Origin of the sequence: Arenibacter palladensis (assembly GCF_900129275.1) — a bacterium.
Classification (GTDB): domain Bacteria; phylum Bacteroidota; class Bacteroidia; order Flavobacteriales; family Flavobacteriaceae; genus Arenibacter; species Arenibacter palladensis.
In genome coordinates this window covers 79472-93462 of the sequence record NZ_FQUX01000002.1, presented here as the reverse complement: position 1 = coordinate 93462, position 13991 = coordinate 79472, and the positions used below count along the sequence as shown (strand labels likewise).

Below are 13991 nucleotides of genomic sequence, written 5' to 3'. Positions count from 1 at the left end.
AACTCATCCCTTTGTTTATGTGCAATACACAGAAAAAAAATTAATTCTATAAATAGGGTAACAAAAGCAAAGGGCTGTTGATATAGAAATATAAAACAATAAATAATATAATTTTTTAAATAACCTATTATGAAAAAATTGATGCTAATATTAGTTCTCGGAATTGTGTCCTGTACTCCAGATGACGGTGACCCTACAGTGTTCTGCGACAATTCCACTTCAGACTTCCAAACACTCTATCTAAATATGATCATTGCCGGGCATTCTGACAATGTAACGTACGACACTGAAATACACGAATATACTTTTGAACTATCGACCACCAAGGAAGTATGCGAAATTGGGTACCAAAGTCAACCCGGTATAGCCAATACACCATATGTGATAGAAATAGTGGACAACACTACAACAAATACCATTTACACCGGTTCCCATGTTTTCTCGTCTACAGGAACTTCATATGCCACACCTTCTGCTACCATTAACCTAGTAGCAGGAACCTCCTACACTATAAAACGAATTCAAACCAATTGGGGGAACAATATTGGGAATACTATTGGACGTTTGGCCACGACAAACACCATGAGCTTTCCCTATACATATGGTATAATGACGATTACAGGTTCAAATTTTCATCAAAACGGTGGACCGGCCATCGACTTTGGTGTCCCCTATATTGATATAATCTTTAAATAAACCCTTTATAAAACAGTTTTCGAAAAAAAAATAGAAATCAGGGGTAACAAAACTGAAGCCCTCTTTATATAAGGATGTATAATCATTAAATAAACAAATCTTAAAACAATCAATTATGAAAAATACTAGAAAATTATTCGGAATAATAGCAATGGCGGTTATAACATTGGCCAGTTGTTCAAGGGAAGAAGGCGATCAAACAGACGAACAGGGAATTCCGTTTCAAGCGGCCACACCTCAGGCATTTTCTGGCCTGAAAGCGGATGCCTTGGCAGAATTGACCCAAAATTTTCAATTCGACGCCTCAGAAACCGGAGTTTTTACGACCGAAAACGGGACCCAAATAAGCATTAATGGTACTTGTTTAACAAAAAATGGAAATGCCGTTACTGGCCAGGTAGCTGTTGAGATTGTAGAACTTTATGACAGGGGCAACATGTTGTTGACCAATAAAACAACAATGGGCAGAATGCCCGATGGAGGGAAAGCAATTATGATTTCCGGCGGAGAATTTTATGTCAATGCCACCCAAGGAGGCGAACAATTGAACCTAGGTTGTAGTATGCAGGTAATAATTCCTGTTGATTTAACGGGAGGTGCCGATAACGCAATGTCCTTGTGGAAAGGAACCATAGGAGAAGATTGCGATAATACCGTGGGATGTGACGATATAATTTGGGATGAAATTCGTGATGATGAAGGAAATATGCCTGGTATTGAAATCGGTAAAGGCATAACACAGGGAGACGCCTATTATACCTTTTTTCAAGAATTTGGATGGACCAATGTTGATCGTTTTGCAAGTGATCCCAGACCAAAAACAGGACTATTGGTTGATGTGCCGGAAGGTTTTAATGATGAAAATAGTGCTGTTTATATCTCTTATGATGGAGAGCCAAATGCCCTGGCCTTTTTGGATAAATACGATGAAGATCTAGAATTGTTTACGGAGCACTATGGTCAAATACCTATCGGATTGGAAGCTCATGTCATTTTTGTTAGTGAGGATAACGGAAACTGGTTATATGCCATAAAAGACGTAACCATTGTGGACAACGGCACAATTACCTTTAATTTAACGGAAACGGCAACTACATCGGATGCACAACTTAAGGCCTTGATCAACAATTTGCCTTAATAGTAAGGTGTACAATATTTGTTGATTTGGTTTTAAATTATATTTCAAGAATGGTGGCCGAAATACGGTCACCATTCTATAATTGCTTAATCCCACAAAAGAATTTTAACATATACCAAAGAGTTATAGAAAACGTTAGGTAGATGGGAGTTTTAAATGTTAAACCCAATTTCGCTCCAATGCAAAAACAACTCACATTACTTTTCCTGTTATTTTTCGGATCGATTATCCACGCCCAAGAACCGGTTGCCAAAGACACTGTAGTGCGCTACGCCAATATTGGCTATGATGCCAAAGGCAATGAGGTGTCCTTTCTCTCCGATACCCCACCATTACAACAAATAGCAGGGGCACCAAAGGCTTTTTATAGCTATTATTGGGAGTTTGGGGATGGCACTTATAGTACCGAAAAGGACCCAAAACATACCTATAAAAAAACGGGCAGCTATGAGGCAAAACTCTGGGCAACCAACAATTACGACACAGGGAAACCACCTGCCACCAGACCCAAAGAAGTGGTCATTAACGAAATTACAAAGACTGTAGACGATCTGGCTACCATGACCGACGATTTTATGTTGAAACGCAATCGTGAACCAATGATAGATGAAGAAATGGTCATGATCGTAAGCTACAAGAACACTAACAACTACTCCTCTTCAGGGAATATCCATCTGTTTTATAACGAAATTGCTTTTAAGAGCGATAATTTCTTAGAACCGGAAATTAGGATGCACCATGGTGAAACTTTGATTCCTACGGATGTAATGGTCTACAATAAGGATCATAATCCTACAAATACCTTTTTGACTTCAATAGAAAATGAATTGTTTTCTTATAGCAATCAGCCACAGGATTCCACAAAAAAAACCAACCTTCCGCTAAGTATGGAAGAAGCCAAACAGCTCTACCGCTCGCAAAAATCCATTTCATTCGAGAATATGCAGCCTGGCGAAGAAAGAAACTTATTTTTGACCATGCGTACCGCTCCCGAAATGATCAAGGATACCAGTGCCATTATTTCCGTTAGAGGTATTTATGTGCCCGATAATAATTACGGTGACCATACGGTAAAAGATATGGAAATGGAAATCGTGACCTCACATGATCCCAATAAAATGTCCTCGAACGGGGTATTGATGAACTACCGTTTGGTACGCTTTAAGACCTTAAAATACAAAATCAAATTTCAGAACAATGGGGAGGGTCCGGCAAGGACCATCCGATTGGAAACGGATATCCCTGACATGTTGGATATGTCTACCTTAAAATTGGAGGATCAATATCCGGCCTGCCCTATTTGTCCTAAAGAACCGGTGCGTTACAGTTGTTTGGATACCACTTTTCTGAAGAACAAGGCTATTTTCACCTTTAAAAATATTTATCTCCCTGGAACGGAACAGAAAAATGTACAGGAAAAAGATTCTACAAAAGGATTTGTAAAATACAGCATCCGTTTTGCAAAAGACTTCCACAAGCAGAAAACAAAGAGTCGCACTGCGATTATTTTTGATAAAAATGAACCTATTATAACCAATTACGCAACTACCCGGTTTACACCAGGTATTTCTATCGGGATCAAAGCGGGATATAATTATTATCCCAAGGTAGAAAACGCACAGAGCTATTTTCTAAGTGCCGTAGTTTCGCCATACAAACCTTACCGTTTCTATGGGCAGGCCGAATTTAGCAATAGTTTTAATTCCAACACAAGTACCACAAGTATGGACCAAATAGTTGACGATCCAAGAAATGGAAGCATACAGTTACAGCGCACCATTACCGCTACCGAACAAAAAAGTGTGAATTGGGAGGTACCTGTTTTACTTCGATATAATATTAATAATTACCTTGGTATTGGTGCAGGTGTGCAAACTAATATTAATGTGAGCAATACGACCCATAACAATGTAACCGTTGAATATTACGAAGGTGATTCGGACCAGTTTTTAATGGATAGCAAGACCGATACCAGTTCCGAGAAGGAATCCTTCACCAATTGGAGAACGGGTATATTGTTGGATTTTACAGCAGGATTTTCCAGATTGGGACCAAGTTTAGGTGCACGATATGTTATGAACAATAAAACAGATTTCAACTACTGGCAACTCTATGCCCTTTGGCGCTTCTAATTGAAAAACCTTAGAAAAATATTCGTCTGTATTGTTTGGACGCTTCCCTTCTGGAGTTCGGCCCAACTTTCTGCGGATGAACTTTACAAGGAATTGGACCATCTTGTGGCAAAACCAACGATTGAAAATCTCCAAAGACTTGAAGGTTATTGTGATAATTTCAACTTAACCGTCAAATCTTCCAATCAACAGCTTGCCTTGGTTATAGCCAGAGCTAATCTTGGATATTATTTCGAAAGATATGGGGATCTTTCCAAAAGTATCGACAACTATGAAGATGCCTATCATCGTTTCAAATCCAACCAATTATCGGATTACAATATTTATGAAAATGCAGCAGTGCCTTTAGCTGCCATTTATATACGCCAAGGCGACTATTTAAAGGCTGAAGAATTGTTGATTCAGTGCGCTTCCCATGCCAAAGACACTGCAGATAATTCCTTGTTGTTCAACACTGTACTCTCGCTTTCTGCCCTATACAATTCCACATCTAGATACGAAAGGTCATATTTATTGATCAATGAAACTTTAAAAAAGAAAGGCATTCCTCCTAGTATGGCAGCAGTTTTGAAGAACAATTTAGCTACCGCGTATTTTCGGGCCGGAGATTTTGAAAAGGCAAAAAAACTGCTTTCCGAAATACAAGTATTGGCGGGGGTCGATCTTGTTAACACCTATAAAAGCCTTGCCTATATAGCGCTCAAGGAAGCTAAAGCTGAAGAAGCCATGGAATATTTTGAAATGGCCAAGTCAACACTATTGAATAAAGAAAACGTATCCGCAAGGGACTGGGTAAACTTATTGGTGGAAGAGTCAGAATTACTATTGGAATTGGGTTATACCCTTGAAGCCCAAAACAACTTGCACAAGGCATTATCCGTACTGCTTCCCTCCCATTCTGGTCAGGACCTTCCCGATGAAACCATTTTATTTCCGGAGCGTAATTTTCTGCGCATTTTTGATATCTATGCGGCTACAACTGAATCTGTAAAGGATGCCTTGAGGGCATATGATCTGGCATTTTATGTGGCCAATTTAATACAACAGGACTATACCTCCCAGGAAACCAAAATTATACACCAAGCGGATATAAAGCATCGCACGGAAAAATGTTTGAACCTAATCTGGAAGCACTATTCTGACAGCAAGGATACAAATTGGGCCGAAAAGGCCTTTGCCTATGCTGAACAAGGAAAGGCTTCGGTATTGATGGAAAAAATGGTGCTTATTGGGCAAAATAATGAAAAAGCCAGTGCATTGGAAAACCTCCAAAGCAAACGTGATAAGATTACCGATCAATTATTACGGGCGCAATTCAAAAACCTGGATGGCAACATATTGGATGCTTTCATTTCCGAATTGGCAGATATTGACTGGCAAATTAAGAAGGTACGATCCAATTTACCTAAAATGCTTCGGACGGAGCTAGATCTAGTTGAATTGCAACAAAAGTTGAAATCTGATGAAGCGGTACTTCAATCTTATTTTTTGGGTGAAAAAAGCAACTATCATTTTACCATAGACAATTCTGGAATAAGAATGTACCGACTTCTCGAAACCGAAGAATTGTCCCCTTATATTTTAAAATTCGTACATCTATTTGATAGCCCCGAAGGCATAAATAATGATGTTCCCAACTTTACAAAATCTGCTCATGAGTTATTTGAGGTGCTACAATTGCGGTACGCCCTAAGAAATAACCACCTAGTGTTGATACCGGATGGACTACTTAACTTTCTTCCTTTTGAATCACTTTTGACAGAACCCACAGAAGGAACATCATTTTCCAAAATGCCCTTTTTGGCCGTATCCGAAAAAGTAGCATATGCGGTAAATGCCCAACAATATCTTACGTCAAAATCCAACGGCGGAAGAAAATCGGTTTTAGGAATTTTCCCCATTTTTAAAGGAAGTTCCGAGGAATTATCGTATTCCGAAGAAGAAGCAAAAGCACTCGGGGGCACAATGTCGACAGAATTGGTTATGGAGTCCCAGGCCACTAAAAACAATTTTATAAAGAAAGCGAAAAACCATGACCTAATTCATTTGTCCACCCACGCCGGTAGTGGTGACTTTATAATTCCTGCCTTTGTACAATTTTATGATGATCTGCTATATCTACCCGAACTACACAGTTTGGATATGAGTGGCAAGACTATCGTTTTAAGCGCCTGTGAAACCGGAATAGGCAAACTCCAAAAAGGGGAAGGAGCCATCAGTGTAGCCCGTGGTTTTCAGTATGCAGGTGCTTCCTCAGTACTTTTTTCACTTTGGAAAGTAAACGACCAGAGCACAGCCTCACTAATGTCGCGATTTTACAAATCCTTATCAACTACAACATCCGTGTTTGCATCAAATCATGCAGCAAAGCTGTCTTACCTACAGGATGAAAATGTACCTAATTCTAAAAAATCGCCCTATTATTGGAATGCTTTTGCCTATTATGGTGCTCTTGATTCCTATGACAAGACCAACAACAATTTTTGGTGGTGGGGTACTTCATTACTTTTTGTCGGATTCTTGGCAATAGTATTTGGCTTCAGGAAAAAACTACATTGAAGTATGGATGGTTTACTTTTTCTTTTATGAACATATAATATAAACCCATACTTGCAGTTGTTTGAGGGAACTGCTATTTTAGTCTGATCAAATTTAGGGTCGTGAAATCCGGTCGTCTTTTCTTACTTTGCAATAAAAGTTGATAGGACTTCTTATAATTAAGTATATCCCAATGAATTCCAATGTACTACAAACGCCTATTGTCTACCTGAAAGGCGTTGGTCCCAACCGTGCTGAGACCTTACAATCGGAGCTTGGAATACATACCTATCAGGATCTAATAAATCTTTTTCCCAATCGCTATATAGATAAAACGCAATATTATAAAATTGGGCAACTGCAACGAACCAGTTCCGATGTTCAAATTGTTGGGAAGATAGTCAACATTAAAACCGTTGAACAAAAAAGGGGAAAACGATTAGTAGCCAAATTTATAGATGATACCGGAGAAATGGAACTAGTCTGGTTTCGGGGACAAAAATGGATCAGGGAAAATCTGAAGTTGAACATTCCTTATGTTATTTTCGGAAAGGTCAATTGGTTCAATGGCTCTTTTTCGATGCCACACCCAGAAATGGAATTGTGGGAAGACCATGAAAAGGGCTTAAAAATATACATGCAACCCGTTTATCCTTCCACCGAAAAATTGGCCAACAAGGGGATAACCAATAGGGTGACCAACAAACTTATTCAACAATTATTTTTGGAGACCAAGGGCCGGTTTAAGGAAACCCTATCCCCTGGCCTTATTACTGAATTAAGCCTTATTTCTAAAGGAGAGGCACTTTTTAATATCCACTTTCCAAAGAATCAGGAATTATTGGCCAAGGCGCAATTTCGGCTGAAGTTTGAAGAATTATTTTATATCCAACTACAGCTGATTTCCAAAAATTTAATGCACAAACAGAAAATAAAGGGATTTAATTTTGATAAGGTCGGAACCCTTTTTAAAACCTTTTATGAGCATCATTTGCCATTTGAACTTACCAATGCCCAGAAAAGGGTTATTAAGGAAATTAGGGCCGATCTGGGCAGCAATGCCCAAATGAACAGATTATTACAGGGCGATGTGGGGTCTGGGAAAACCATTGTGGCACTTATGACCATGCTTCTTGCTATAGACAACGGTTACCAAGCTTGTCTAATGGCCCCTACGGAAATACTGGCCAACCAACACTTTATGGGCATAAAGGAGCTACTTGGAGATATAGGTGTTAACATAGCCCTACTTACGGGATCTGTTAAAAAATCGGCACGGAAGGTAATCCATGAACAGTTGGAAAATGGGGAGCTCCATATATTAATTGGCACCCATGCCCTGCTAGAGGATAAGGTTGCATATAAAAATCTTGGGCTCGCTATTGTGGATGAACAGCACAGATTTGGTGTGGCACAACGCGCCAAGTTATGGCACAAGAATGATGTTCCGCCCCATATTTTGGTTATGACCGCTACCCCTATTCCCAGAACCTTGGCAATGAGTTTATACGGCGATTTGGACATATCTACCATAGATGAGCTTCCCCCCGGTAGAAAACCCATAAAAACGGTCCACAGGTACGATTCCAACCGCTTAAAGGTATTCCAATTTATAAGGGACGAGATAAAAAAGGGTCGACAGGTATACGTAGTCTATCCCTTGATCCAGGAATCCGAGGCTTTGGACTATAAAGACCTTATGGATGGTTATGAAAGTATAGCAAGGGATTTTCCTATGCCCGATTATCAGATTTCCATTGTACATGGTAAAATGAAACCTGCTGACAAGGATTATGAAATGGAGCGATTTGTCAAGGGTGAAACACAGATCATGGTGGCCACAACGGTAATTGAGGTAGGTGTAAATGTTCCCAACGCCTCGGTAATGATTATTGAGAGCGCCGAACGTTTTGGGTTGTCCCAACTTCACCAACTAAGGGGCAGGGTTGGTCGCGGGGCAGATCAAAGTTTTTGTATTCTGATGACGGGACACAAATTATCCTCGGATTCAAAAATCAGGTTGGAAACTATGGTAGGCACCAATGACGGATTTCAAATTGCCGAAGTGGATTTAAAGCTACGTGGTCCGGGGGATTTAATGGGAACCCAACAAAGTGGAATTCTTAATCTAAAAATAGCCGATATCGTAAAGGATAACGATATTCTTAAGACAGCGCGGTACCATGCCCTTAAAATTTTGAGGGAAGATATTAGCTTACAAAAACATCCGGTTATACTCCATGCCTATACGCAACTGGTGAAATACAAAAATATTTGGAATTATATTAGTTGAGATTGCCAATAAAATTGGTCAATTAGTTTTATTACGGTTTTTAGGGGGCTTGCACACCTTGCAGTAATCGGAATATGCCTTAAGTTCGCTTTTTACCGCTTCATGTTCCTTTTTCAATACTTCCGGATTGTTGCCAAAATCAGTTTCTGAATAGACCCTTGAACTAATCTTGTCGCGTTCAGCTATCATTTTATCAAAATATGGTTGAAAAAAGGTGGCATCCGAAAAGGTTTTTTTGTTTTCGAATAGTTCCTTTCTAATCTTTCTGGCATAAAGCTCAGAGAGATCAAAATCAAATTTAACTAGATCCATTAGTCTTTTCGCAGCCAAACTATCCGAAGCCATTATTACTGCGGCATCCCTGTGAAAGGTACAATTCACCTTGGAATTGAAGTTCTTTGTAAACATAAACTCAACGTTGGACATTTGAAATTCAAAATCCAGTATAACACCTGAATGTACCAACTCTTTGTCTATATCCTCATTAATGGAAGTTTTGGCGCCTTGGAAATCCTTAATGTTAAAGGAGTAATCCGGCTCCCATTCAATGCTATTTACCTGTGAAAACAGGCCATTGGTAAGTATAAAAAAAAGTAGTGATAATCTAAATGACATATAATGGTTTACTATGGTGTACAATCAATCTATTTTTATGGATTGCTCGTTTCTATTTGTAATAGTAAATATAATAAATCTGTGATGTTTTGGAAGTTGCCACCAAAACGAAACATTGATTCACAAAAAAACCCTGTCATTTCTGACAGGGTTGTATTTCTGGGTGGAAGACCGGGTTCGAACCGGCGACCTCTGGAACCACAATCCAGCGCTCTAACCAGCTGAGCTACAACCACCATTTGTAAGCGGTGGCAAAGATAAATCTTTAGTTCTATCACACAAAATAATTTTAGGCTTATTTTATATCATTTCATAAAAGACTCATATAGCGAAATATACATTAATTTCCTTTCCTAAATATCGACCAAATACTCATTATACTGGACGAAACACACAAAAAACCACACTTTCACAACATAAATTAGCCTATTTTTTAAAGGAAAGATATTTTTATCAACAGTTAAATTAAGATAAATGTCTTTTAAAGCATTATATATAAGCTCACGGGAGATTAGATTAAAATTAACCGTATTCTGGTTACTCCTCTTCCTTTGTGGGGTCAATTTTGCCCAAGAAACCTCCATTGGGGAATTAAGGCAAAAAATTACCACCTTACGAAGTCAGAATAAACAGGTCAATAAGGATACCATATATATTGGATTATTAATGGATCTTGGAGCCAAGCTTAGATTCTTAAATCCGGATAGTCTTTTATTGCTTTCCAGTGAAGCCCAGAAATTAAGTAGTAATATAGACTATAAAAAAGGTGTTAGTGAAGCTTTATTCAACCTAGGAACCTATTATTCAGATATAGGCGAACATTCCAAAGCAATAGACAATTATGAAATGGCATTGGTAAATGCTAAAAAGGATAATAATCAAAACTTAGTCTTAAGGATCGGTAATGAATTGGCTAATGAAAACGTCTATAGTGGCAATTATTCAACGGCCTTGCTTGGCTATTTGGAGAATATTAAACTGGCAGAATCCTATGGCAATAGAAAAATGGAGTCTATACTTTATGAAAATGTAGCGGACTTATATGCTACCCAAAAAGATTATGATCAGGCCCTATATTTTTATAATAAAGTTGAAAAAATAAACTTAAAAATAGGAGATGACAAAAACTCCGCGGAAACTATGAGTAATGTAGCTTCCATTTATGCCGAAACTGGGGATTTCCAAAATGCCCTGTTTAAAATAAACCGAAGTATCAAAATTTTTGAACAAGGGGAGGTATGGGACTGGCTGGCCTATGCTTATGAAGTTAAAGGCAAGGTATACCTAAAACAAAAGCAATTTACAAGAGCATTATATTGGTACAACAAAAGTGTAGAATTGCATGAAAATCTTCAGGACGATCGTGGGATCATAGATTTGTACAACGGGATGGCCGAAGCTAATTTCGGATTGGAAAAGGACAGTATTTCACAAAATTATGCTATGATGGCCTATGAAATATCCTCTACTATTAAATCTATGGAGGGTATCAAGAAATGCTCCAACACCCTGTACAAAGTATATAAGAATCAGGAGAACTATGCTGCGGCCCTTAAATATCATGAAATTTTCAGGCAAATATCTGATACCCTGTCCAGGGATGAGAACAAGATGAGTATGACGATGTTGAAAACTGAAATAAGTCATAAAAATCAGCAGGAAGCATTGGTATTAAAAAATGAAAAAACCTTGGCCAAACAGCGTCTCTATATTTATATAGCCATACTATTTGTAATCATTATGGGCGCTATAGCATTTTTAGTGGTAAGGGGACAAAAAATCCTCAAAAAACTGAACAAGGAACTCGAAAGCCAAAAACAGGATCTTGAAGAAAGGGAGGCAGAATTATGGGAGACCAATAATACCAAAAACAAACTCTTTTCAATTATTGCACATGATCTTCGCGGTCCAATAGGTGCTTTGGAGGGATTATTAAAATTACTGAACAGTGGTGATATTAAAGAATCTGAATTTAAGGAGTTTATTCCGAAATTAAAGAACGACGTTAATAGTATTTCCTTTACCCTGAACAATCTACTCACTTGGGGCCAATCGCAAATGCGTGAAGCCACCACGGATCCTACCAATGTAGATCTAAATACACTTGTAGAGAATAATATTAACTTACTAAGTGAATTGGCATTTACCAAAATGATTACCATGGACAATTTAATCGTCAATAAGGCCATAATTTGGTCCGACGAAAATCAAATGGACATTGTTATTAGAAATCTTTTAAGCAATGCCCTAAAATTCACTCCCAACAACGGACATATTACTATAGGCTATGTAGACAGGCCGGATTATTTGGAAGTATTTGTAAAGGATAATGGCATTGGTATGGATGAGTATGTTCAGGAACAAATACTATCAAAAAATACCAATATTACCACTTATGGCACCAATAACGAAAAGGGAACCGGACTTGGTCTATCGCTCTGCAGCGAAATGGTCATAAAAAATGGCGGTACCTTATGGGTCAAGAGTGAAATTAATGAAGGTTCCACCTTCTATTTTACCGTTCCCAAGGGAAAAAAACAATTCCAAAAATCGGCCTAAATAAGGCTGTCAAGGCTTTTAACCGCAACGAATCTTTCAGTAGTAAAACCTTCCCCATAGGCTATGCCGATCATTCTACCCAAGTCCCTTGATCTATAAACCACACTATCTATAAAGTTTTTGCTACTAATGGGTGTTTCAGGTTCCTTACTTTTAGGGTCATAAAATTGGGAACTATACGCCATTATTGCCTGTACCTTTACATCTATATATTCCGATACATCTACTACAAAGTCCGGTTCAAGGTTTTTCCATTGAATGTAATGATGTACCAGTTTTGGTCTCCAGGCCTCTTGCCACTGCTCTTCCCCGTCAATTTTAGTGTCTATTTTTATAAGCCCGCTTAGGAAGCAGGAATCACTTACCAATTTGCTGCCCTTGGCATGATCTATGTGCCTATCTTCTATAGCATTGCACAAAACCGTTTCGGGCCTGTACTTTCGGATCATTTTTATTACTTCCAACTGATGCTGTCTGTCATTTGTAAAAAAACCATCGGCAAATTCCAGATTTTCGCGTACAGCTACCCCTAAAATATTAGCAGCCGCTGCGGCTTCCTTATCCCTAATTTCGGCAGAGCCACGGGTACCTAATTCCCCCCGTGTCAAATCTACGATACCTACTTTTTTGCCATTGGCCACTTCTTTTGCTATGGTAGCCCCTGCCCCCAATTCGGCATCATCAGGATGCGCGCCAAATACTAATATGTCTAATTTCATTTAATCTATGTCTACTTTGTTCTCGAAAGCTTTCAATTAAACTCTCGTAAATCTCCACTTTCTATAATATAATCCTCGAATATTGGGCGAAAATAAATCTAAACGGCCAATTTCCTTTCTTTCCTTACTGTTTCCAAAGCCTGTTCCAAATCTGCAATTAAATCCTCTGTTTCTTCTATTCCAACAGAGAAACGGATCAACCCATCTGCAATTCCTTGTCGCTTTCGCTCTTCAGCACTTAAAAGGGAATGTGAGGTTAAGGTTGGGGAAAGCACCGTACTTTCCACTCCCGCCAAACTCATGGCAGGTTTTATTAATTTTAGTGACTTTTGAAATTTGGAAGCATTAAAATCGGCATTTAACTCAAAGGATAGCATGCCTCCGAAGCCCTTCATCTGTTTTTTTGCGATGTTGTGGTCTGGATGTGAGGGTAGGCCAGGATAATATACAGCAGATATATCTTTGTGCCCATACAGGTATTCGGCCATGTGTTGTGCATTTGCATTTTGGGCCCTAACCCTGATTCCCATGGTCTTAATGCTCCTTTCCAATAGCCAAACGGTGTAATCGCTAAGACTACCCCCGAAATTTTTGGCCAAACTGAATATCTTTTTAATATTAGCTTCTGTTGAAGCTACGGCTCCAGCACAAATATCGGAATGTCCACCCATGTATTTTGTAGCGCTATGGATTACCACATCTATGCCAAAATCAACGGGATTTTGATTCACCGGGCTGGCAAAAGTATTGTCGATCATGGATATAAGACCATGTTTTTTAGAAAGGTCGGCCACTGCCTTTAAATCTATAATGTTCAATAATGGATTGGATGGGGTCTCTATATAAATTACCTTGGTGTTTTCTTGAATTTTTGCCTCAAAGTCCTCAGCCTTAAAACCATCGGTAAAAGAGTACGATATCCCAAATTTTTCAAATTCTTCAACTATAAGATTATAGGTGCCGCCATAAATGATCTTTTGTACTACTATATGGTCTCCAGCCTTTAAAAATGCTAAGAGGGAGGTACTGATAGCGGCCATACCGCTACCAAAAATCAATGCCGCTTCGGCATGTTCCAGTGCCGCTATTTTTTTGGCCAAGGCCACTTGGTTGGGAGTGTTGAAATATCGTGGGTAGCGTTTAACATCAATGTCCTCAAAGGCATAGGCAGTTCCCATATACAGTGGCGAAATGGCCCCCTTGAACTCCTTGTCCTCCAGCTGTCCGAAATGGGTACAGATGGTATTAAGTCCCTTTTTTTGCTGTTTCATTCTATCTATTTAAATTGATTAAGATGATGG

At 38.8% G+C, this 13991-nt stretch carries 9 protein-coding genes and 1 tRNA gene; 6 read left to right on the top strand and 4 right to left on the bottom strand.

The features are described 5' to 3' along the window. Positions 1-129 precede the first annotated feature (129 nt). The 5 genes from BUA60_RS06455 to recG all read left to right on the top strand — a co-directional run bounded on the left by BUA60_RS06455 (position 130) and on the right by recG (position 8797). Complete coding sequence (locus BUA60_RS06455; protein ID WP_072860960.1) at positions 130-696, top strand: hypothetical protein; 567 nt, start codon at positions 130-132, stop codon at positions 694-696. Between the two features lie 115 nt (positions 697-811). Continuing rightward, complete coding sequence (locus BUA60_RS06450) at positions 812-1834, top strand: hypothetical protein (protein ID WP_072860959.1); 1023 nt, start codon at positions 812-814, stop codon at positions 1832-1834. A gap of 179 nt (positions 1835-2013) precedes the next feature. After that, positions 2014-3966 (top strand): PKD domain-containing protein, encoded by a 1953-nt coding sequence (locus BUA60_RS06445; protein WP_072861581.1) that lies wholly within the window; start codon positions 2014-2016, stop codon positions 3964-3966. Beyond that, positions 3967-6525 (top strand): CHAT domain-containing protein, encoded by a 2559-nt coding sequence (locus BUA60_RS06440; RefSeq protein ID WP_072860958.1) that lies wholly within the window; start codon positions 3967-3969, stop codon positions 6523-6525. A 172-nt stretch (positions 6526-6697) separates the two neighbouring features. Then, complete coding sequence (recG, locus tag BUA60_RS06435; RefSeq protein WP_072860957.1) at positions 6698-8797, top strand: ATP-dependent DNA helicase RecG; 2100 nt, start codon at positions 6698-6700, stop codon at positions 8795-8797. 18 nt (positions 8798-8815) lie between these two features. On the opposite strand, the gene BUA60_RS06430 is transcribed toward recG, so the two are convergent. Further along, positions 8816-9412, bottom strand: coding sequence for a hypothetical protein (locus tag BUA60_RS06430; RefSeq protein ID WP_072860956.1), 597 nt, complete (start codon positions 9410-9412; stop codon positions 8816-8818). 161 nt (positions 9413-9573) lie between these two features. Next, positions 9574-9649: transfer RNA gene (locus BUA60_RS06425), tRNA-His, on the bottom strand. 237 nt (positions 9650-9886) lie between these two features. Here BUA60_RS06425 and BUA60_RS06420 point away from each other — a divergent pair. After that, a complete protein-coding gene (locus BUA60_RS06420) occupies positions 9887-11971 on the top strand; it encodes a tetratricopeptide repeat-containing sensor histidine kinase (protein ID WP_072860955.1) in 2085 nt (694 codons plus the stop codon). Here BUA60_RS06420 and bshB1 read toward each other — a convergent pair. Together bshB1 and BUA60_RS06410 are read right to left on the bottom strand one after the other, a co-directional pair. Then, positions 11968-12690: a bacillithiol biosynthesis deacetylase BshB1 gene (gene bshB1 / locus BUA60_RS06415; RefSeq protein WP_072860954.1), complete on the bottom strand. Its 723-nt coding sequence runs from the start codon at positions 12688-12690 to the stop codon at positions 11968-11970. The two genes, BUA60_RS06420 and bshB1, sit on opposite strands and share 4 nt — an antisense overlap. Positions 12691-12788: 98 nt before the next feature. After that, positions 12789-13961, bottom strand: coding sequence for a trans-sulfuration enzyme family protein (locus BUA60_RS06410; protein WP_072860953.1), 1173 nt, complete (start codon positions 13959-13961; stop codon positions 12789-12791). Positions 13962-13991: the final 30 nt, after the last annotated feature.

Coding starts and splice junctions, on each gene's coding strand:
- BUA60_RS06450 (WP_072860959.1), top strand. CDS start 812: ATGAAAAATACTAGAAAATTATTCGGAATAATAGCAATGGCGGTTATA.
- BUA60_RS06420 (WP_072860955.1), top strand. CDS start 9,887: ATGTCTTTTAAAGCATTATATATAAGCTCACGGGAGATTAGATTAAAA.
- BUA60_RS06445 (WP_072861581.1), top strand. CDS start 2,014: ATGCAAAAACAACTCACATTACTTTTCCTGTTATTTTTCGGATCGATT.
- BUA60_RS06455 (WP_072860960.1), top strand. CDS start 130: ATGAAAAAATTGATGCTAATATTAGTTCTCGGAATTGTGTCCTGTACT.
- BUA60_RS06430 (WP_072860956.1), bottom strand. CDS start 9,412: ATGTCATTTAGATTATCACTACTTTTTTTTATACTTACCAATGGCCTG.
- BUA60_RS06410 (WP_072860953.1), bottom strand. CDS start 13,961: ATGAAACAGCAAAAAAAGGGACTTAATACCATCTGTACCCATTTCGGA.
- recG (WP_072860957.1), top strand. CDS start 6,698: ATGAATTCCAATGTACTACAAACGCCTATTGTCTACCTGAAAGGCGTT.
- bshB1 (WP_072860954.1), bottom strand. CDS start 12,690: ATGAAATTAGACATATTAGTATTTGGCGCGCATCCTGATGATGCCGAA.